At 51.1% G+C, this 20,102-nt stretch carries 18 protein-coding genes and 1 tRNA gene; 11 read left to right on the top strand and 8 right to left on the bottom strand.

Annotated elements, in window-relative coordinates; translation table 11 throughout:
* The first annotated feature begins 17 nt into the window (after nucleotides 1–17).
* From HFN16_RS09025 to HFN16_RS09005, 5 genes are all read left to right on the top strand, one after another.
* Nucleotides 18–1,682, top strand: coding sequence for a class I SAM-dependent DNA methyltransferase (locus HFN16_RS09025; protein WP_168890441.1), 1,665 nt, complete (start codon nucleotides 18–20; stop codon nucleotides 1,680–1,682).
* On the top strand, nucleotides 1,679–3,262 hold the full coding sequence (locus tag HFN16_RS09020; protein WP_168890440.1) for a restriction endonuclease subunit S: 1,584 nt from the start codon (nucleotides 1,679–1,681) through the stop codon (nucleotides 3,260–3,262). The genes HFN16_RS09025 and HFN16_RS09020 overlap by 4 nt, the downstream gene beginning before the upstream one ends.
* Nucleotides 3,259–5,040 carry a restriction system-associated AAA family ATPase gene (locus HFN16_RS09015; protein ID WP_168890439.1) on the top strand — a complete coding sequence of 594 codons (1,782 nt, stop codon included), beginning with the start codon at nucleotides 3,259–3,261 and terminating at the stop codon, nucleotides 5,038–5,040. The genes HFN16_RS09020 and HFN16_RS09015 overlap by 4 nt, the downstream gene beginning before the upstream one ends.
* A complete protein-coding gene (locus tag HFN16_RS09010) occupies nucleotides 5,040–6,104 on the top strand; it encodes a hypothetical protein (RefSeq protein ID WP_168890438.1) in 1,065 nt (354 codons plus the stop codon). Before HFN16_RS09015 ends, HFN16_RS09010 begins: the two co-directional genes overlap by 1 nt.
* Nucleotides 6,105–6,191: 87 nt before the next feature.
* Nucleotides 6,192–6,716 carry a hypothetical protein gene (locus tag HFN16_RS09005; protein ID WP_168890437.1) on the top strand — a complete coding sequence of 175 codons (525 nt, stop codon included), beginning with the start codon at nucleotides 6,192–6,194 and terminating at the stop codon, nucleotides 6,714–6,716.
* Here HFN16_RS09005 and HFN16_RS09000 read toward each other — a convergent pair.
* Nucleotides 6,713–7,042 (bottom strand): helix-turn-helix transcriptional regulator, encoded by a 330-nt coding sequence (locus tag HFN16_RS09000; RefSeq protein ID WP_168890436.1) that lies wholly within the window; start codon nucleotides 7,040–7,042, stop codon nucleotides 6,713–6,715. The two genes, HFN16_RS09005 and HFN16_RS09000, sit on opposite strands and share 4 nt — an antisense overlap.
* Nucleotides 7,043–7,234: 192 nt before the next feature.
* Here HFN16_RS09000 and HFN16_RS08995 point away from each other — a divergent pair, with 192 nt between their 5' ends.
* From HFN16_RS08995 to HFN16_RS08985, 3 genes are all read left to right on the top strand, one after another.
* Nucleotides 7,235–7,390, top strand: coding sequence for a hypothetical protein (locus HFN16_RS08995; protein ID WP_168890435.1), 156 nt, complete (start codon nucleotides 7,235–7,237; stop codon nucleotides 7,388–7,390).
* A 530-nt stretch (nucleotides 7,391–7,920) separates the two neighbouring features.
* Nucleotides 7,921–8,565, top strand: a complete 645-nt coding sequence (locus tag HFN16_RS08990; protein ID WP_168890434.1) for an inovirus-type Gp2 protein — start codon at nucleotides 7,921–7,923, stop codon at nucleotides 8,563–8,565.
* Nucleotides 8,566–8,700: 135 nt separating this feature from the next.
* On the top strand, nucleotides 8,701–9,816 hold the full coding sequence (locus tag HFN16_RS08985; RefSeq protein WP_168890433.1) for a Fic family protein: 1,116 nt from the start codon (nucleotides 8,701–8,703) through the stop codon (nucleotides 9,814–9,816).
* A gap of 227 nt (nucleotides 9,817–10,043) precedes the next feature.
* On the opposite strand, the gene HFN16_RS08980 is transcribed toward HFN16_RS08985, so the two are convergent.
* From HFN16_RS08980 to HFN16_RS08965, 4 genes are all read right to left on the bottom strand, one after another.
* A complete protein-coding gene (locus tag HFN16_RS08980) occupies nucleotides 10,044–11,024 on the bottom strand; it encodes an AAA family ATPase (RefSeq protein WP_247648499.1) in 981 nt (326 codons plus the stop codon).
* 115 nt (nucleotides 11,025–11,139) lie between these two features.
* Nucleotides 11,140–12,186, bottom strand: coding sequence for a hypothetical protein (locus HFN16_RS08975; RefSeq protein WP_168890431.1), 1,047 nt, complete (start codon nucleotides 12,184–12,186; stop codon nucleotides 11,140–11,142).
* 338 nt (nucleotides 12,187–12,524) lie between these two features.
* Nucleotides 12,525–13,805 carry a hypothetical protein gene (locus HFN16_RS08970; RefSeq protein ID WP_168890430.1) on the bottom strand — a complete coding sequence of 427 codons (1,281 nt, stop codon included), beginning with the start codon at nucleotides 13,803–13,805 and terminating at the stop codon, nucleotides 12,525–12,527.
* Nucleotides 13,806–13,978: 173 nt separating this feature from the next.
* Nucleotides 13,979–14,065, bottom strand: a tRNA-Leu gene (locus HFN16_RS08965).
* Between the two features lie 120 nt (nucleotides 14,066–14,185).
* Here HFN16_RS08965 and HFN16_RS08960 point away from each other — a divergent pair.
* From HFN16_RS08960 to HFN16_RS08950, 3 genes are read left to right on the top strand one after another with little or no spacing between them, the layout of a single operon-like run.
* Nucleotides 14,186–14,869, top strand: coding sequence for a DUF554 domain-containing protein (locus HFN16_RS08960; RefSeq protein ID WP_168890429.1), 684 nt, complete (start codon nucleotides 14,186–14,188; stop codon nucleotides 14,867–14,869).
* 42 nt (nucleotides 14,870–14,911) lie between these two features.
* Nucleotides 14,912–15,793, top strand: a complete 882-nt coding sequence (locus tag HFN16_RS08955) for an AraC family transcriptional regulator (RefSeq protein WP_168890428.1) — start codon at nucleotides 14,912–14,914, stop codon at nucleotides 15,791–15,793.
* A 56-nt stretch (nucleotides 15,794–15,849) separates the two neighbouring features.
* Nucleotides 15,850–16,416, top strand: coding sequence for a kinase inhibitor (locus HFN16_RS08950; RefSeq protein WP_168890427.1), 567 nt, complete (start codon nucleotides 15,850–15,852; stop codon nucleotides 16,414–16,416).
* Between the two features lie 57 nt (nucleotides 16,417–16,473).
* Here the strand turns inward: HFN16_RS08950 and HFN16_RS08945 are convergent, their stop codons facing one another.
* From HFN16_RS08945 to HFN16_RS08935, 3 genes are all read right to left on the bottom strand, one after another.
* Entirely contained in the window at nucleotides 16,474–16,959 is a 486-nt protein-coding gene (locus HFN16_RS08945) for a hypothetical protein (protein ID WP_168890426.1), read from the bottom strand.
* A gap of 160 nt (nucleotides 16,960–17,119) precedes the next feature.
* Complete coding sequence (locus HFN16_RS08940) at nucleotides 17,120–19,153, bottom strand: AsmA family protein (RefSeq protein WP_168890425.1); 2,034 nt, start codon at nucleotides 19,151–19,153, stop codon at nucleotides 17,120–17,122.
* Nucleotides 19,154–19,163: 10 nt separating this feature from the next.
* Nucleotides 19,164–19,871 (bottom strand): DUF4197 domain-containing protein, encoded by a 708-nt coding sequence (locus tag HFN16_RS08935; RefSeq protein WP_168890424.1) that lies wholly within the window; start codon nucleotides 19,869–19,871, stop codon nucleotides 19,164–19,166.
* Nucleotides 19,872–20,102 lie beyond the last annotated feature (231 nt).

Here is a 20,102-nt window from a genome sequence, read left to right as displayed (position 1 = left end):
ACACAAGGAATCATTAAGTGCTTCAAAATAATCCCGAACTCAAAAGCAAGATCGGCCAGCTCTGGAACAAGTTCTGGGCTGGTGGCATTTCCAACCCGCTCACTGCTATAGAACAGATTACCTATCTGCTGTTCATGAAGCGGCTCGACGAGTTGGACCAGAAGAAACAGGCCGATGCCGAGTGGACCGGTGAGCCCTATACGTCGAAATTTGATGGGCTGTGGATTCCTCCTGAATTCCGAGGCAAAGAAGACGAAGAATATCACGCTGTCGACAGATACACACTGCGCTGGCGCGAGTTCAAGCATATGCAGGCCGAGGAGATGCTCCAGCACGTCCAGACTAGGGTCTTTCCCTTCCTCAAGGATATGAACGGGGCAACGTCCAACTTCACCCGCCACATGAAAAATGCTGTCTTCATCATCCCCAAGCCTGCCCTGCTGGTGGAGGCGGTGAAGACCATCGACGAGATCTTCGAAATTATGGAGCATGACTCGCAAGAGAAGGGGCAGGCATTTCAGGACATCCAGGGCGATGTCTACGAAATGCTTCTTTCCGAGATCGCCACGGCAGGCAAGAACGGCCAGTTCCGTACACCACGCCACATCATCAAGCTGATGGCCGATTTAGTGCGTCCGCAACTGGGCCATCGCATCGCCGACCCTGCTTGCGGCTCCGGAGGCTTTCTGCTCGGGGCCTACCAGTATATCGTCACGGAGTTGGCGAAAAAGGCCGGGGCCAAAGACCTGCAGCCTGATGAAGATGGTTTTGTCCGCACCTCTGTCGCAGCAGGGCTCACCGAAAAGGCTCAGGCAATTTTGCAAGCCTCCCTCTTTGGTTACGACATCGACAGCACCATGGTGCGCTTGGGGTTGATGAACCTGATGATGCACGGCATCGACGAGCCGAACATTGACTACAAGGACACCCTCTCCAAGAGCTACAGCGAGGAAGCCGAATACGACATTGTCATGGCCAACCCACCCTTTACCGGTAGCATCGACAAGGGCGACATCAACGAGAACCTCACGGTGGGCACCACCAAGACCGAGCTGCTCTTTGTCGAGAATATCTACCGCCTGCTGAAAAAAGGCGGCACTGCCTGCGTCATTGTCCCCCAAGGAGTGTTGTTCGGCTCGGGCAAGGCCTTCAAGGCCCTGCGTGAGATGTTGGTGAACCGTTGCGACCTTAAGGCTGTTATCACCATGCCCAGCGGAGTGTTCAAGCCCTATGCCGGGGTCAGCACCGCCATTCTGCTCTTCACCAAGGTATGGGGACCGAAGGATAAGGTGACGCAAGCAGCCACGGAGAATGTCTGGTTCTACGAGATGCAGGCGGACGGCTACTCCCTGGACGACAAGCGCAGCAAGCAGGAAGGGTATGGGGATTTGCTTGATATCGTCACCCAGTTTCACGAGCGAAATGAGGAGAAGGATACAGATCGCACCGCGAAATGGTTTATGGTGCCACAAGCTGAAATCGCAGACGAAAAAAACAGCTATGACCTTTCACTGTCGCGGTACAAGGAGGATGTGTTTGAAGAGGTGGAATATGAAGAGCCGGGAATCATTCTTGAGCGGCTGCTGAAGGAAGAAGTCGGCGAGGTGGGAGACGACGAATTGGTCAAGGTTCAAAGTGGAATTGTGCGCGAACTACTTGAGTTGCAGGGAATAGTTGGATGAAAACAAAACACCTCGTAGCCAACTTAGGTGAGCATGTTCGGCAGTTCAGTAAACGCAATAAAGGTGAATCTGGCACGAAAGTATTTTCAGTAACCAATTCTGAGGGCTTCACTCTTTCGACTGATTATTTCAGCAAAAAAGTCTTCAGCAAGGATATTTCGAACTATAAAGTGGTCCTTAAAGGACAGTTCGCTTATAACCCTTCACGCATCAATGTTGGTTCAATAGATTATCTAAAAAATGCCGACAAAGTTCTCGTAAGCCCTCTCTATATCGTTTTTGAAACAGACTCAGAGTTATTCGCGGACTACCTCCTCCGTTACATGAAGAGTGACTGGGGCATTGCCCAAATTCGCGCGAACACCGAAGGAGCGGTCAGAGACTCGCTGAAGTTTAAGGGGCTTGAGAGCATAAAAATTCCCCTCCCACCGCTTAACGACCAAAAGCGCATTGCCCATCTGCTCGGCAAGGTGGAAGGGCTGATCGCTCGGCGCAAACAACACCTGCAACAACTCGACGACCTACTCAAAAGCGTCTTTCTCGAGATGTTCGGTGACCCTGTGCGGAATGAGAAGGGGTGGGATAAACCGGAATTGAACCATTTTGGCAAGATTTCGACGGGAAATACTCCCCCAAGAAAAGACCCGGCCAACTATTCGAGCCAACACATTGAATGGATAAAGACGGTCAATATTTCGGCTGACTCTGTTTATATAAGTCAGGCCGAAGAGTATCTTTCAAAAACTGGGGCAACCAAAGCGCGAACAGTAACGAAGGGCGCTCTTATGGTGGCTTGTATAGCCGGAAGCATTGAGTCCATCGGTCGGGCGGCACTAACAGACAGAACAGTTGCGTTTAACCAGCAAATCAACGCCATTCAACCGAAGAAGGACGTTAATCCACTCTTTTTATATGTCTTGTTCAAGATTTCCAAAGCCTACATCCAAAGTCATGCTTCAAAGGGTATGAAGAAAATTTTGACCAAAGGCGACTTCCAAAAGATCACGATGATCAAGCCACCAGTCGAGCTACAAAACCAATTCGCCGTCATCATCAACAAAATCGATGCCCTCAAATCCCGCTACCAGCAATGCCTGACTGATCTGGAATACCTCTATGGCGCGCTGAGCCAGATGGCGTTCAAGGGCGAGCTAGATTTGTCGCGTGTGCAGCTGCCAACAGCAGAGGAGCATGAGCAAGCCGTTGAAGATTCATCTCGTCGGGAATCTCAAATCCTCACGACTCCAGATATGGAATTCCCGCAAGTCTTAACAGGATTCAAACACCGAAAGCACGCCCTCAAAGAGTGGCTGACCACGTATATCGAGGCAGCAAAAGTAGGGGAATCTGTTTCAATTTCAGAATTTATGGTGAGGACTCATGGCAATCTTCTTGAGTTGAGTAATGAGGGGGTGCTTGAAGATTTGGGGATAGATGGGGAAGACGAACTGTCGGTTCCCGACTACGATCACGTGAAGTCCATCATATTCGAAATGCTGAAAAATGGATCTTTGCTCCAAACGTTTGATGACGAATCTAACACGGTGCAAATCATTCCCGTCAAAGGCTCAAACCTGTGAAGCTCATCCGTCTGAAGATTACCGACCCAAAGGGGTTTCGCAGTCTGCAAGCCGGGTTCGAGTATCAGTTTCGCAGTGACTGGGACTTGCAGGATGAAGAGGACTTCGCCCCTTTTGTCTGTGCTGGGCCCAACGGCAGCGGCAAGTCGAACCTACTGGAGGTGCTGGCGGCGATTTTCTATCACTTGGAGTGCATCTATCTGGAGAACCTGCCGGACAGTTTCCGTTTTGAGGAAGAGGCCAATTCTGGTGGCTTCCGCAGTGAAATAGCCACCCCGGACGGCTTCGAGATTGAATATCTGATTCGACCCAAGGAAGCCTTGACGACTACAGGCCACGATGGTCAGGCCCATGTGCGCATCGCCAAACAGCCTGGCGAATCTCCCAAGTGGTTCCTTCTCAATCATGAAGAACGGGAAGGAGAAGTGGAGCTTACCATCGGACAGACCCTGGCCCGCCAATTGCTACCGGAGTTCGTTCTGGGCTACTCCTCCGGTGAAAACGAAATCCTCAGCCTTCCGTTTTTCAAGATGCGCTTTGTCCAGTTCGATGAATACGGGCAGGCGCTAAAACAGCAGCTTCCCTATCCTGGTCGCCCGGAATCTCGGCTGGTTTATCTCGACAGCGGGTTCAGCCAGGCGATCCTGCTTTGCAATCTACTGTTTCAGGACACCGATGCGATTTCGCCTTTCCGCAATGATGTGAAAATCGAGGAACTCATGGAGTTCCGCATCATCATTCGGCGTAGCATCGAAGTGGAGGAAAGCCTGATCTCCGCCTTCGGCAGTCAGGATGAGAGTAAACGGGAAACCATCGAGGATATCGTCAATAACCACCCGGCCCTGAGCGCGATCGAAGACGAACGCCAGACCAAGCGGTATCGCGTCAATCTAGTACACCTGCTCGATGGTGATAAGAAAAGCGATAAAATCGTCCCACGCCTGATGCGCTGTGCTACCTGTTGGTATCTTGACGAAGCCAGCGACACCCTCTATCTCGATTACCGGGTCAACGACGCCACTAGGCAGGCCTTCAGCGAAAATTTCGATTTCGAGGTCAATGGCTCGCCAATCTCTCTGTTCCAAGCCTTTCAGGTTCTGTTAACCCTCAATCTGTTCTCTGCAAGCGACGATCTCAAAAGAGATCTTTACCAGTCAGACAGCCTCTATGCCAGTGAGACTGTCCCTATCCTGGCTTCAGATCAGCGCATTATGCGCTTCAAAAATTTCTGGGTGACAAAGACTGATGTGCCAGAGCCTGTCCTCCTGAAAAGCTTTTCGGACGGCGAACACCAACTGCTGCACACCCTTGGTCTCTGCATGCTGTTTAAAAACACCCAGAGCCTGTTCCTGCTAGACGAACCAGAGACCCATTTCAACCCAGATTGGCGTGCGAACTTCGTCACCCGTCTGCTCCAGAGTTTCAACGGCAGCGACGGTCAGGAGATGCTGGTCACCACCCACACTCCGTTTCTGATTTCCGACAGCCGACCGGAAAAAGTGCTGGTGTTCAAAAAGGCCGATGGAGAGGTATCGGTCCTCAACCCTGACTACAATACTCTAGGAGCATCAATCAACAAGATCACCATGGCCACCTTCGGCAAACATGAGACCATCGGCGGTCATGCACAGTCGATGCTGGAAGACCTCCGCCACCGTTTTGAACAGGGCGAGGACAAAGAGCAGGTTATTGCCGAGATTAACCGCCAGCTCGGCGACTCAGTGGAAAAAGTCCTGCTCATCAAGACTATTCTCGACAGCATGGAGAAACAGGACTGATGCTGTTCGCCTACACCTATGTCCCGCATGCAATGGAGAAGATGCAGGAATTCATAGACTTCATTTTTTTTGAGGTGTGGTGCAAAGCTCCTGGCAATGGCGGCTTTAGATTTGAACTTTGCGATGGTAATGCCGAACTCAAAGAACTGATGGAGTGTTTTTTCTACGGCGACACGAAGGGCGGGGATTTCTTTTACGGTCATGTGGAGCGGATTTATGGCCTATTTGCTCCACTAACCCCGGCGCAAATCTCCCAGTGTAGACTGTGGTACAAGGCCAACAACGACATCGAAAAAGTCTGCGCCAATGATCCGGCGATTCACATCGTCCGCTATGCCGATATTGCCGCTATCCATCCTGAACTGAGCGAACAACTGGCCTCATTTTTCAAAGGACTTTATTCTCATCAACTGCTCGACCTTAAGGCGCTACGTGAAAAGATTGGCCAGATAGATGAGCACTATCAGACATTCATACAGGTGAATACCACCGGCAAATGTCCTTTCTGTGGCCTTGGAGACATCAAGGGGGAACATCACACTAAACGCGACGCTTATGACCATTATCTACCCCAGGCGCTCTATCCCTTCAATTCGATAAATTTCTGCAACCTCGCCCCGGCTTGTCATGAGTGCAACAGTACATACAAACTCAGCAAAGACCCTGCCCATAACGCCGCCGGACGCCGCAAGGCTTTCTATCCCTATACGCCCCACGCCCACGACATCGAAATTACTATCGACCTTAACTCCCCGGATGTTGATCGCCTGACACCCGCCGACATTCAACTCATCTTCGGACCGGCCGCTGTCCATGAGGAAATCGAAACATGGAAAGAGGTGTACGGCGTTGAGGAGCGATACAAGGCAAAATGTTGCGGAGGTGATGCAAAGGACTGGCTGGAGCAAGTTCGCATTCTGCGCGACGTTCACGGCATCACACCGGACGCCTACCTTGCCACCGTTCAGCAACAGACCGCTAATGCGCCGGTTGCTAACAGTAATTTTTTGAAAAAAGCATTTCTTGAAGGATGCCAACGTGTCGGAGTTCTCGATGTCCTGTAAGCTGCGCAGGGAACTGGCCGGTAAAATTTTAAGATTTCGTATATAATCTTATAAATTTCAATATTAGCATAGTCGCCAGAAAGAGACATGGCCTACATCTTCTGCACCCAAAAGCTCGCCAAGGAGCTGGCCTCAGAGCCGCTTACTCCAGCTCCCGACGTGCGCGGCTTCCTCGGCTGGCATGGCACCATCCTGCGCATCTTCCGCCGTAAGTCAGTGCTGCTGGTCAACGATGAATCGCGATTCACACTATTCATCCCCGGCTTGATGAAGAAGGACTTTGCCAACTTTCAGCATGTCTTCATCCATCACTTCGAGCGGACCTTGGGCTACATGAACGCCAACCCGGCGCAGATCGCCCAAGCCAAGCTGCTGCTAGGTGGGTTTTCCTATCACAAGACGCACAACCGGAGTGTGCTTGGGACGCTGAACGATATGAAAGATGCGGTAGAATTCATGCTCAAGTCTCGACTGGGTCATTTGCCCGAGTCTGAAGAGGAGCATCGCTGGGTTGCCTCGTTTCTGAACGAGACTCCGTGCAGGGGGAAGGATTTGAAAGGCGTTGTGTTTCCAGATCGAGAAATACTCAAGATGATAAATCGGGTGGGCTAGTCTCCGCTGGAATGCCTCTTCAACGACTCCAGCATATCCAGAGCCACGGCAAGTTCATTGTCGGACAGTTCGGCAAGAATAAATCGTGCTTTGGAAAGGATGCCTGCTCCCTTCTTCCCGTCATCAAGCAGTTCACTTGGAGCAGCGTTTAGCCCATTGGCTATTTCTACCATTTTCTCAACTGACAGGTTGACCTGACCGCGTTCAATCTGGCCCAAGTATTTATAACTTACACCCGCCCGCTCAGCGAGTTCCTGTTGGGTCAGATCCGCCTGTTTCCTCAGGGTGCGGATTCGAGCACCAACCTTTTCTGAAACGTTTCCCATGGGTCATCTCCTCGTATGACACATGGTGCGGTGATAATCGCTGGCTATAAACTCACGATCGGTATTATTTTAAGTTGAATGTAGACACCGATCAGTGCTACAAAAACAGTGTATTTACCACCGACATTTCCCATCGAGCTGCATTGCAACTGGAAATGTGCGCACTAATTGCAAACGCTAAGGAGACTGAGAATGGCAAAAGAGAAATGTGGAAACTGCAATGGCACCGGCATGGCTGATTGCCCCATGGAGTATGGCGGACGTTGCCCTGACAATTGTCCTGCTTGCGGTGGCAAGCAGAAGGTTAAGTGTCAGGACTGCAAGGGCACAGGCAAAGTAGACGCTTAATCACATTCCATATTCTAAGAAGGGGGGAGTCAGCATGATTCCTCCCTTTCCCATCAATCTTCTTATCAATTGGCCCCCTTCAAACGTGCTTATCGCAGTACTCGCTGAAGGAATTTCAAACTGTCTGCACATCGCTTCGTGGAACTCCTCTAGGAATACCACTCATATTCATCGCTTTCATGACACCGGATCTTATCGGTATTGGATGCAGCAAACGCTTGGGAGAATTGAAAGCACTTCCCTCTCCGTTTCTCCTACCTTGTTTCCTTAAGTATGATTCTCAATAACTTTCGATGAAATTGGGTCTAGTAAATCGGGTGTAGCTCGGAGAGGCTGATTTCGTAGCTTAAGCTTTCTGGACGGTTTAGAATTCTGCTATTGGTAATATCCTATATTATAGTAATTATATGAGAAGCTGACAGAGAGGAAAGCTAGAAGTGGATATTCAATGGCAGTTTAATTCTTGAGTAAAAATTAATTCACTAGGGACTATGATATAGTGAAAAATTAATTACTTAAGGAGAACCACCATGAATTACTATTCAACTACTAATGCGGCAGATTTTAATGGTCTTAGGATTAACACCGGTAACGAGGGACAGTTCTTTTGCTACGACATCATCTTGCAAAAAATTCATGAAAGAATTCAATTGATGACGAAGTATAGCAGGGTCATGTTTGTTCGCGCCGATCTTCGTCTTCCTCACGACCATCAGCCTTCAGGAAACAATGAAGAGGTGTCGCATCTGTTCAAAATCATGAAGGAAAACGCCCGAACTCACAATGTCACTTTCCACTTCGTGTGGGTTCGAGAATCCTCCCCTGATGGCAAACCGCATTACCATTTGGTCATTTTGTTGGATGCGAGCAGGGTCAGCAACTATGTTGCTTTCTTGAATGAACTCGAAAGGGTTTGGGGGCATGTCCTGAACTGCAATGCAACCGGACTTGTCCATAGGTGCGAGACAGACCAATTTGGAAATTACACTGGTAACGGGATCATCCTTCAGCAGCCAACCCGTCAAGCGACCGGGGAAGAGCGAGCTGCCCAGGAGCATGATTTCTGGAGCAAGCTTAACTGGATTACAGAGTGGGCCAGTTATCTTGCGAAAGTCAGGCAGAAGGAAAGCACGCCGCATAGAGTAAGGCGTTTTGGTGCTTCTCAGCTAGATTAGCGAACACCCGCCGGGCATGACGGTGACCCGTTTTAGGAGGGACCTCAAGGTTGCCGTCATGCCGATTTGACCACGATGAGATTACATGCCATATTCTCATCATGATTTGATCTAAATAAAAGAAGGAATCACATCATGCCTACGTACATATGGCAGAGGGACTCCTGGCCCTCGTTTTCATACAAGGCAGAAGCCTTACTGCCTCAACTAGGCCAATGTCGGAAATTGCAGGGGGAACTGCTAACCCAGCTCTCAGCACTTGATGAGAAGTTAGCCCTTGAGGCTGAAGCCCTATTTCTGGAAACCGAGATCGTGCGCACTTCAGAGATAGAGGGCGTCAAATTGCATCCTCAATCAGTACGGTCTTCCGTGGCACGTAAATTGGGGCTGGACGATGCAGGCTATCATCCCCGTAATCAGTATGAAGACGGTATGATTGAGGTGCTTGTTGATGCCACGGTCAACCACAAGACTCCTCTCACGGCTGAGCGCCTCTATGGATGGCATGCGGCTCTCTTCCCCACTGGCTACACCGGCACGCAACGGATCACAGTTGGCGACTGGCGGACAGACGCAGACGGATCAATGCAGGTTATCTCCGGTAGGCCGGGTAAGACTAAGCTGCACTACGAGGCACCACCGGCTGAAGCCCTCCCCAACGAAATGGAAGCCTTCCTCGACTGGTTCAATTCTCCCGTAGACGGGGACGGTATTATCCGGGCCGGTATCGCCCATTTCTGGTTTGTCACCCTACACCCCTTCGATGACGGCAATGGACGTCTGGCTAGAGCGATTACCGACATGGCTATGTCGCAAGACGAAAAGACGTCACGAAGGGCATACAGTTTGTCTTCGCAGATTTCAGCATCTAGAAAAGCGTACTATGCGGTCCTGGAAGAGACTCAGAGGGGTGAAGGCGACCTCACGGGGTGGCTGGCCTGGTTCCTCGAAACGGTGGAACTTGGCATGCTGAAGTCTCGCGAGATTGCAGAACTCACAATCAGAAAAGCGGAGTACTGGAAACGTCATGCCAGTGCCCCAATCAACGACCGCCAGCGCAAGGCGCTCAACAAGCTGCTTGATGCTGGGCCTGATGGCTTCGAGGGAGGACTTTCGAACAAGAAGTACATTGGGATGACCAAGACGTCATCTGCGACGGCTACACGCGATTTAAAGGCACTCGTAGAGGCCGGGCTGCTCGTTCAGAGCGGCGGGGGACGGAGTATACGGTATGCGATTGCTTGGGTGTAGCCGCGCCCGCAGGCGGTATACTCTGATACCGATTGGCTACAAACGGCCACGCCGCCCACAACCCACTGCAAACACTAACAAACACATCGCTGCCAGAACTAATATTGGCTATAACACTGAACTTAAATGCCAAAACAACGGCTTTAAGTGGCTAATCTATTGGCTAATAAAAGGACGGGAAGGCAAACAGCTTTCCCGCCCTTTGTTGGTGTTGAAAGTGACCATTTTTACCAGGGGACATAATACCTGCCCTTCTTTGAATCGCCCATGGGTTTCAACAATCTTGCGTCGCACAATTCTCCGAGCACTCTGCTGATGTTGCTGGACTTACGCCCCCTAGAGTCGCCTTTGAAGTCACCAGCCCTAGCCTCACCCTCTAATCTCACCTTTGTGAGCATTTCCACCTGAAGTGGACTCAGATTGTACTCTTCGATCTCTGCGTCTTGAACCACGTCTTCATGGACTGCAGGAACTTCTTCATCAGTTCCGCCGATACACAACACGCTTCTATAGAAACCATTCTCATCTTCGGCATACTCAACGAGGAGGGGCTGCAATTGTTTTCCGTGTAAATGCCTGGCAGCCGGGAAATGCATTTCAACTTTATTCCCCATTGCAGGCTGCCAGTCCTGTGGGCGCTTAAGAGAAATGAAAAGCTCTGCATCGTCCTCCATTTTGAGTGTCCCACGAAGCTGCCCAGCTTTATTCTCATGCTGAACAAGAATAACAGTTATTCCCTGGGACCTAAGTCTTTCAAACCACCCCTCAACCACACGCCATGCGACAGGACAGCTGCCTTTGCCTGAAGGGATCAATTTCCCGTAATTGTCAAATGCAACTATCTGTTCACCTTGTATGTACGCCTCAACCCATTGACGATCAGCCTCTTCGAGCAGGTTGATCTTTTTCCCATGATCTTTGATAGCCAACACACCAAAGTTTGCTGTCCATTTCGTATCCCCATAAAGCTGACCGAGTTGCCTGAAGCGTTTTTGAAGATCTTGACTAGACAGTTCGGCATCAACAAGAAGCACCTTCATTGGCCGTCTTGCATGTATGCGGTCACAAAACGCCTTACCTCCGGCTGCAGCCGCGAGGAGGTCGGCAAGTATATACGACTTGCTGGTTTTCCTTAAACCAGCAAGAAGAACAAGCTCACCACCACAAAACAGATTTTCAAGTTGGAAAGAAGCCTCTGGGAACTTCATACCCAAAAGAGTGCCAACTGTCGCAGCTTTGGGAACCGCATCGCCCTCTCTGGGCGAGAATTCCAACCCATGGAATTTTCTGGCGTCTTCTCGGAACTCGTCCCATGATTTACATTTATTCGAACTCAGGCAACTCATCGCGATACACCAACTTTAAATCTACTCCCATACCTTGGAAAACGCCCCGCAATTCAGCTCCAATCTCCACAGCAGCCTTATCATTTGGGTCAAAAATATAGTTGACGACTCGACCAGCCAGAGGCGACCAATCCATGGCCGCAGAAAAGGATTTCTCGCCAGCCCACGTTGCAACCGCATATGGCAGCGATGCATTTCTCGCTGCCAAACCAAGATCATCGTATATATCAACCGGCAAGCTGGCCTCATTGAAGAGCCGACCTTTGTTGAACAGCATATTCTCAACGGGAGGAAGAGCATATTTCCATTCCAACATGCCGCTTCCATTGACCAAACAAGGAGTTAAGAAGAGCAACACCTTTTCGCCATCAATAATCCACTCTCTGGCGAAAAACGAAGGGGCACCGTTTTCTGTGACGAAGCAATATTCGTTAAACGGAATTCCAAGATAAGGATGATCTGGAAGGAGAATCGAGCCATACGGAATCGGCGTGCTGACATAACAGACGTTTTCCGGCAAACTTGCTTGTTGAACTACACAAGATTCAATCTCAATATCAATTCCATTCAAAATCCAGCGGAAGGCCTCGATACGATCAACTTGATGAATATGACACGCCAAAGAAAATACCCCAACACCTGACGCTCCGGTCTTTTCATTCCACCAGTGATGTTCAAGATAGATTACATCTCTATTCCCATACCCTGCTAGGGTTTGGTCATCGTAGCGTATCGGGACTTTCATTTTGCTTTCAAAAGCCACCAATACATACTTAAAATAGCCGTTCGTATAAACAGATCCGGTTCGCCACCCGCCAGGAAGGAGGGAAGCCACAATGGATGGAATCCGTCTGGAGACTTCTTCTCGGATATGCTCAAACAGTCTTACTTTATCTTGAACAGACTGGCCGTTACCGTTGAACACGGATAATTCCGGGGGCAGTGAGGAAGTCGTCAGTTGCCGAGGGTAATGATCTAGATTCGATACGAAGTTCCCCCCTGTCAGGGAAGCGAGGTTAAACATGATCAACCTCCAACCTATCTAAAATCCACGAGATGAAGCTGGACCGAGTGTAGCATATACGCCTACCAATGCGCAGTCGTTCTGCTGGCCCTTTACCCTGGCTGTCCAGATTCGCAAATGTGCGTTCCGCGATAGTGTAGCCCGTAGCCTTTGAGCCAAGGCTTCTAGATATGAGCGGGGGGTATTCCTTTTCCAGTTGATGTGCGACCTGTGCAATAGGTGCTGATTCGTGTGACGTCATGTGCGTCCTCCTGAAGTTATTTTCCAGGAGAATTTCATACAAAGACGGGCTCTGGAAGACGCGCTTTATCAAATCGATACTAAATTATTTTGAGGCGTTACGAAGACCATCGCCGAGTGCATGCTTGCATTTCATCAACACAAAACTGTGCGTGCTTATACTTTTTCATTAACTCTGACTGCTCAATCTCACTAGCCTTCAAATAACCAACCCAACTGACTTTGTCTGCGGCTTGCTTCGGGGACTCCCCGTGTATATGAACCTGGTCCCAGACCCACAAGCCAACACATCGCGAAATAAAGGGCGTCTGTTCGCTGGGTACAATTAGTGTATTCAATGACTTATAATTATCTGGATGATACTGGTGGTCGAGCGGAAGCAGCCAATTCTTATATTTAATAAAGAGCACCTCTAAAAGCTCAAGCGCCTTCTTCATATTGCTCGTCTTGAACTGTTTCATATCAATGCATACTTGGACAACAGAACCATCTCTGATTCCAAATGAATTTCCACTTCTTCTCTTTTTGAATGCATAAATGGCCTTCTCGACTTTGCCAGCTAGCTTCTTCGGCGACGCACACTCCACGAAGCAGTTAACATAACAATATAAAGTCGTTGCACTAACCTCTTCGACGTAAAACTCGGTGCCATCTTCACTAACAAAATGCGTTTCTATGCCATATTTGAAAAGCGCATCATCCTCCCGAATAAACTGTTCGTGAAAAGCCAAGGGAAATCCATTTTCATTGTATGCTGCTAGACTGTGTCCAATCTCTTCCAGTTCAATCATTTGCCATGGGAAGAATCCATACTGCAAACTTGTCTCATAAAGCCAATCAAGGTCTTCGTCCCCCCATACCCGTTCAAGAATTCTCCTGGCAGTTTCTTCTATGAAGTATGGGTTATGAAAGCGGTATTCATCAACGATACGTGCATAACCTGGGTCGGTGAAAGCGCTATATTCCATCATTAGATCTAGCTTAGGTGGACCTTCCAAAGCATAGGAGGGGTCTCCCTCATTTTTGATCCTGCAGTAGAGAGAAACAAGGGCAGACAACACCCAGTGATAAAAATCGTAATGATCCCAAGAGAATGAGCAGATGCCATCTGGGAGAGGTTGACAGTTAGATTTTGTGAATATGTTCCGACATCGCTGAGCAACAAAATTCTGTGCTAGCTTTAATTGCTCAGGGGCTCCATCAACTCCTAGAGAAGATTCCGAACTCTTCTTGCCAGCTAGTTTAGGTAGTAGGTCGAGGTAAAACTTTCGGCGCGTGTATTCATAACGCCAATGCTCATGTTCCCAAGCCTTGCGAACTTGTTTCTGCTGTGATTTGGAGCTAGCTGTCTTAATATAATTATTCTTTTTTCTGGGCATTTTCCCCACACTCATTTCAGCAGAGGCAACGACCTGCAGATCCCAGCAAGCTATATGACACGCAAAGCCACTTTCTCAAATTTGGTGGTAATTTGGTGGTTTTCCGCATCCCCAAAAACGAACAGAGCTTCGGAGGATTTCAAAAAAACACCTCTAAAGCCCTGATTTCATTCTGGTACCAGGGAAGGGACTCGAACCCTTACAGTATCACTACCGGCGGATTTTGAGTCCGCTGCGTCTACCAATTCCGCCACCCTGGCACGGGAGAAGGTTTACATAGGGTAGTTCGGTAGGCGCTGTCAATGCTCTTGTCATGGTTAGTGCATGGTGGTAGCTACTTTTTTTCTCATATTGAAATCTATTCACACTTGAGGTGCCTCATGCTTCCCACTGGTTCCATTGTAAATGCGCTGGCTATCATTGCAGGTTCGGCCATCGGCTGCTGGCTGCAATCCCGTTTTCCAGAGCGTATTCGCTCCATCGTGTTTCAGGGGTTGGGGCTATGTGTGTTGCTGATCGGCATTCAGATGGCGCTTAAGGTGGAAAACATCCTCATTGTGATCTTTTCGGTTTTGCTGGGTGGCATTACGGGTGAGTTGATCCGCATGGACACCATCCTTGAGCGCCTGGGCAACTGGGTGAAGAAAAAAATCGGATCCAAGAACGAACAGTTCACCAATGGATTGGTAACGACTTCCCTGATCTTCTGCATCGGAGCCATGGCCATTATTGGCTCGCTGGAAGAGGGCATCAACGGTGACGCCACCATTCTCTATACCAAGTCCATTCTTGACGGCTTTGCATCCATTGCGTTTGCCGCAACCTATGGATCGGGCGTACTCTTCTCGTTTATTCCCGTATTGCTCTATCAAGGATTCATGACCATCGGCGCGAGCTTCTTTCAGCAGTACTTCTCTGAGCTCATGATCGCACAGGTCACCGGCTGTGGCGGATTGCTCATCATCGGCATCGGTATCAACCTGCTGGAACTCACGGAAGTCCGCCTTGCCAACCTGCTCCCCTCCTTGGGGTATGTCATCGTCCTGACGGCACTGTTTGGCTAATGTCAGCTTGATTAGCCGACTTGAGCAGGGTATCTGCCAGATATGACCACTGCGACGACCCTCAGATTGCTGCATGGCATGTTGCCCTCGCAAGGCGCTTCGCCACTCACGCACATTCCTTTTCTCGGAATGGTTTCGAGCACTACGGCGCATCGGCTCCATTCGGTATCCCTGCCGCAATCAGCACTGGTTTTCGTCCTCTCGGGGAAGAAGCAGGTTATCAGGGAAACTGACCGGATCGAAGTCAGCGCAGGGGAAATTCTTCTTTATCCAGCCCGGATGGAAGCACTCATCGAAAACACTCCGGACGGAAAGACCGGTTCGTACGTGGCGCTATGCCTCACCTTCGATGAAACCGTGCTGGCCCGAGCCCTCGCTCACGCTCCGTCCCTGGATGTTACTCCCGGCCTTAACGACCTGAAAACCATGGGTTCTCCGCTCATAACGACAGGCTTGGACCATCTACTGACCATGGTACAATCCGCGCCTGACAATGAAAGGCTGATTTCCCTCTGCAGGGAAGAGATGCTCCTACTCGTTGCCCAGCAAACCGACTGCCTGCCGCTCCTCTGGAATGCCGCCTCAACATGGGGTTCGCGATGCAGTGGACTCATCGGCATGGAGCCGGGCAAGGGATGGACCGCAGACCTTCTGGCCGCCAAGCTGGGAACCAGCGAGAGGACACTCCGCCGCCAGTTGCAAAAGGAAGGAACAAACCTCCGCCATATTTTGCAGGAAGTACGGTTAAACGCCGGCCTTGCAATGCTCCAGACTGGTGGCACGTCAGTGGGCGAAACCGCATATCTCTGCGGATACAATTCTGCGTCCCGCTTTGCCGGCCTCTTTCGGGAACGCTTCGGAGTCAATCCAAGCGAAGTTTTGCAATACAATGCCGTTTTGGGACAACAGTTGGCCGAATCGTGACAGCGGGCCGCACATCGCATTGCTAGAACGTCTCCAACAACACAAAGGAGGCATCAATGCGCAAATCAATCTATTTTGTTTTTATGGCACTCGCCATCATCACGGTGACCACAGGGGGTGGCAAAGCCATCGCTGGCCAATTCACCCTGACCAGCCCGACGATAACCAACGACCACTCTCTCCCGGAAGCACACGTCTTGAACGGGTTCGGATGTTCAGGTGGCAACCTCTCACCAGCTCTGCAATGGGCCGATGCTCCCGCGGGGACAAAGAGCTTTGCCCTGACCATGTACGACCCTGACGCCCCCACCGGAAGCGGATGGTGGCATTGGGTGGTCTTCAACATCCCGGCATCAGTATCCGCTCTTCCTGAAGGCGCAGGAACGGAAGCCGCCGACCTTCCCCGTGGAGCAGTTCAGAGCAGAACCGACTTTGGCTCTGCTGGCTATGGCGGCGCCTGCCCGCCCCAAGACCATGGAGACCACCACTACATCTTCACCATCCACGCCCTTGATGTGGAGAAGCTGGACCTCACGAAAGACAGCTCTGCAGCAATGGTGGGCTATTTCCTGAACTCACACACTCTCGGCTCGGCCTCTATTACGGCGCGATACGGCAGGTAACAATAAAAGGCCCACCCCGAATGGGGATGGGCCTTTACTACATTACTCTAAGATCACTTAACCGACTTTTTCCGCCACGGCCTTTTTCTTGCCGCCGCAGCCTCCACAGCCAGAGGTCTTTTTCAAATTTTCGTCGGGTTCGACGACACGGATATCGTCTTCAGACTCGATATGTTTCTTGATCATTGCGTATTCGATGACATCTTCGTAGCAACGCTGTGCTTCCCATACGGTCAGGAATTCACCGATGACACAGGTCTGAAATTCGGGCTGGTCGAACTTCTGTGCCCAAACATTGTGCTTGAGAAAATCCCAGGCACCGACTTTGGGGATGGTAATATTCTTGTCAGCCTGACGGAGGATGACCTCCCATTTGGTGTAGGCATAGGGATCATCCAGGGTCTCGGCAGGCTCACAACAGTGGTTGGCGCTGGCCTGAAAGGAGACCACAACCTTGAGGCCGACCTGCAATTCTTTATAAAACCGTCCAAACACGTCGTGCCGGGAAGCTTCGACGAGTAATTCTCTAAAATCTTTAGCCATTATCTACTCCTTTACAACCCGTTCTAGAAATTACTGGCATACTCCCCCAATTCCCGCACAGTTTCAAGGGGTTTAAGCGAAAAAAAGCTCCCGCCAACAAAAAGTCCGCCCACCCCGGCAATTGCCGGAATGGGCGGACAGTTTTTTATTGGTTCAGCCCCTAGAACAGGCCCTTCAAGACGCCACCGGGCTTCTTTTCGGTTTCCGTTTCAGAACCGGACTTGGAACCGCCGAAGATCTTCTTCTTGAGGTTCTCCTCCACACCCTTGGTTCCCTGCTTGAAGGTTCCCTTAAGCAGGGCCTCGGCCATGGCCTTGGCATCCAGCTTGAAGCTCGGGCTATCCAACGCACCGCTGATCTTGATGGGCAGCGGCAGGCCGGAAAGTTCTTCGATGGATGCTCCGTCCTGCCCCTTCAAGGTGCCGACAACGGTCACAGTGGCAAGATAATCCAAGTTGTTCTTGGGCAGGTTGGCCCAGCCCTTACCAGTGAGGCGCAGAAGCGGAGACTTCATGAGCAGATCGTCATTGGTGATGTGCCCATTCTTGAGCACGGCGCTGCCGAGGAGTTCGGCAAAGTCGGTACGCTCAGGCTCATTGCTGGTGGACTTCTTACCCTTAATGGTGTTGAAGGCGTCGCGCAGCATCTTGGCAACGTTTATGCCGTTAATGGCACCATCGGTGAAGGCAAACGAGGCAGTACCCGAGATGGACTTCTTGATGTTGTCAGGAGTCAGTCCCGAGCCGGTCAGATCGTACTTGGCAACGGTAGTGCCGAGCAGGTGATCCTTGCCAGTGAGATCCTTGAGCAGCGGCCCGGCCTGCACCCCCTTGAGGTCGGCAGTCTCCGTCCAGGTGGCAAGCTTGCCGTTGGCATTCAGGGTGGAGTGCGCCGTAAGGGAGCCATCATAGAGCTTGGCCGAGAACGGCTTGATGGTGACCACGCCATTCTTTGCGACCAGATCACAGAGGATATCGCTCACACGCAGGTTCATGGCCTTGACCTTGCCCACGGTAAGCTTGGCCTTGAGGTTCAAATCCTTGAGCGCGCTCAGGTCCGGCTCTTCGGCGGAAGCGGACTCCTGTGTTGCGGCTGGCTTGGCTTCGGCCTTCTCGCCTTCCTGTGCAGGAGGCATGTAACGGTCCGCGTCGATGTCATCCACGTTCAGGTTCACCACAATGGCAGGCTTGGCAAAGTTCATGACAGAACCAGTGCCGGAGAGCGTGGTGTCGTCCAGCTTCACGGTCAGATTCTCCAACGCAACCGCGTTGTCTGTGCCGTTGATCTTGATGACCGCGCTGGTGCGGGTAAGTGCGCCGGGATCGGTGGTCACGAGCGGCTCCATGGAGAGCTGCTTCATGAGTTCCTTGATGGACATTTCGGCCAGATTGAGCTCGCCTGAGTAATTGAGCGCTCCGTCCTTGGACTTGGCAAAAAAGTCACCGGTCACGGTCATATTCAGTGCGGCGAGGGTCAGCTCGGTAATGCGGAAGGTTCCCGCCCCCTGATCAAAGGTAGCCACGCCGGTCAGCTTGGGACGGGTCTCCACCTTGGGGTTGTCGAGCTTCAGGTCAAAGTACAGTTCAAACGGCGTGGGCAGCTTGTCGCCCACCTCGCCCACGATCAGATTCAGGTTGGTCAGGGAGGACTTGGAGCCAGCCTTACGGTCATCGTAGATCACGTTGGCATTGGTAATCTCAACGCCTTCCACGGCGAGGGATTCGAGCTTGGAACCGCCCGACTTGCCGCCATGATCCTCGGCCTTGGCCGCATCCTTCTTGGCTTCGTCTCCCTTGGTCAGGTCGTCCCAGTTGGAAACGCCCTGCTTGTTCACAGCGAGATTGAGAGTGAATCCATCCAGCACCACCACGCCGATGGCGACGTTGCCAGTGAGCAGCGGCATAATCTGAATGTTGGCCTCGGCCTTATTAATACGCACCATTTCCTTGGGCTGGAAGCCGGGCGCATTGCCAAGGGCAACCGGGCCGACCTTGAGGCCAAGCCACGGGAAAAAGTTGAAGGAAATATCGCCTTCGAACACCAGCTCGCGGCCCGTGCTTTCCTTCACGGCCTTGGCGATTTCACCCTTGTATTCATTGGGGTCGACCATGGTGACTAGCAGAATGGCAGCGGCCACGAAAAAGGCCACAAGCGCCCCGGCCACAATGAGTCCTATCTTGAGAGGCTTGTTCATATGATACTCCTTAGAAAAGCTTCTGCAGCAGTTCAGTGGTTCCCGCACCGTTGGAAGTGCGTATTTCGCGCTCCTTCAATCCCATATACAGGAACATTCCGTCCAGTGTCTTATCGGTAACAAAGTCAACAGGATCGAATGCAGTTCCAGTCACGCCTGACGTCTGCTGAACCGCCATGAGGGGCGCAAGATAGTCGGCCACTCCAGAGGCCTCCACGCTCTTGTCCACCACGGGGCGAACCAGCTTCTTCAGGGTCGTGCGGCTGGAGGATTCAAAAAAACGGGTAATGGCATCTTCGCCGCCATTGAGCAGAGTGGCGTAATCGCCCACGGCAAGATCCTTGATAACGTCGAGAAACACATTGCCCGTACCAGGGATGGCCCCTTCTGCGGCAGTATTCAGGGAAGAGAGGAGCCCGGCGGTGTCTCCCAAAGAAGTGAGGGAGGACGGCAGAGACAGGGAGGTAGCCGAATTGGCAGAGAAGCCGCCCGGCACGCCGAGTGAAGAAACGCCATAGTCCGTACCCAACTCAAGGACTTCCTTGATGCCGGAGACAGCCTCGGACGGAGTATAGGGTAACCCGGCAGCCGTGGCCCCATCATCCGCCAACTCGGCCCCCGCCTTTTTCAGGGTATCTCCCCAGCCGGCAAAGGCCAGGGAGGCCGTTAGAAGAACAGTAAGAATGGAATAGAATAATAGATAATATTGACGATGCATGTCGGCTTCTCCTTTTCAAATGGCATTTGGCCCGAACATGTCGGGTCATTATCGAGTCTAGCACGACACGATTTTGATGCCTAGGGTGGGAAGCCGTTTATCAACGTTTTATAACATGCATGCAACAGGACCTCGTCCGAATAACGATAAACGCTGACGGGCTAAAGCACGTCAGCGTTTACACAATGGACGCGGGGTCAGGCCTGTGTGGAACAACACAAGGCGACCAGA

The sequence above is a fragment of the Pseudodesulfovibrio sp. zrk46 genome (assembly GCF_012516435.1).
Taxonomy (GTDB): domain Bacteria; phylum Desulfobacterota; class Desulfovibrionia; order Desulfovibrionales; family Desulfovibrionaceae; genus Pseudodesulfovibrio.
Note: the sequence above shows the minus strand (reverse complement) of the source record. Positions and strands in the feature narration are given on the sequence as shown.

What these genes read in the sequence shown, in the direction of transcription:
- HFN16_RS09020 (WP_168890440.1), top strand. Translation starts at nt 1,679, where the DNA reads ATGAAAACAAAACACCTCGTAGCCAACTTAGGTGAGCATGTTCGGCAG.
- HFN16_RS09010 (WP_168890438.1), top strand. Translation starts at nt 5,040, where the DNA reads ATGCTGTTCGCCTACACCTATGTCCCGCATGCAATGGAGAAGATGCAG.
- HFN16_RS09005 (WP_168890437.1), top strand. Translation starts at nt 6,192, where the DNA reads ATGGCCTACATCTTCTGCACCCAAAAGCTCGCCAAGGAGCTGGCCTCA.
- HFN16_RS09000 (WP_168890436.1), bottom strand. Translation starts at nt 7,042, where the DNA reads ATGGGAAACGTTTCAGAAAAGGTTGGTGCTCGAATCCGCACCCTGAGG.
- HFN16_RS08995 (WP_168890435.1), top strand. Translation starts at nt 7,235, where the DNA reads ATGGCAAAAGAGAAATGTGGAAACTGCAATGGCACCGGCATGGCTGAT.
- HFN16_RS08990 (WP_168890434.1), top strand. Translation starts at nt 7,921, where the DNA reads ATGAATTACTATTCAACTACTAATGCGGCAGATTTTAATGGTCTTAGG.
- HFN16_RS08985 (WP_168890433.1), top strand. Translation starts at nt 8,701, where the DNA reads ATGCCTACGTACATATGGCAGAGGGACTCCTGGCCCTCGTTTTCATAC.
- HFN16_RS08980 (WP_247648499.1), bottom strand. Translation starts at nt 11,024, where the DNA reads ATGAAGTTCCCAGAGGCTTCTTTCCAACTTGAAAATCTGTTTTGTGGT.
- HFN16_RS08975 (WP_168890431.1), bottom strand. Translation starts at nt 12,186, where the DNA reads ATGTTTAACCTCGCTTCCCTGACAGGGGGGAACTTCGTATCGAATCTA.
- HFN16_RS08970 (WP_168890430.1), bottom strand. Translation starts at nt 13,805, where the DNA reads ATGCCCAGAAAAAAGAATAATTATATTAAGACAGCTAGCTCCAAATCA.
- HFN16_RS08960 (WP_168890429.1), top strand. Translation starts at nt 14,186, where the DNA reads ATGCTTCCCACTGGTTCCATTGTAAATGCGCTGGCTATCATTGCAGGT.
- HFN16_RS08955 (WP_168890428.1), top strand. Translation starts at nt 14,912, where the DNA reads ATGACCACTGCGACGACCCTCAGATTGCTGCATGGCATGTTGCCCTCG.
- HFN16_RS08950 (WP_168890427.1), top strand. Translation starts at nt 15,850, where the DNA reads ATGCGCAAATCAATCTATTTTGTTTTTATGGCACTCGCCATCATCACG.
- HFN16_RS08945 (WP_168890426.1), bottom strand. Translation starts at nt 16,959, where the DNA reads ATGGCTAAAGATTTTAGAGAATTACTCGTCGAAGCTTCCCGGCACGAC.
- HFN16_RS08940 (WP_168890425.1), bottom strand. Translation starts at nt 19,153, where the DNA reads ATGAACAAGCCTCTCAAGATAGGACTCATTGTGGCCGGGGCGCTTGTG.
- HFN16_RS08935 (WP_168890424.1), bottom strand. Translation starts at nt 19,871, where the DNA reads ATGCATCGTCAATATTATCTATTATTCTATTCCATTCTTACTGTTCTT.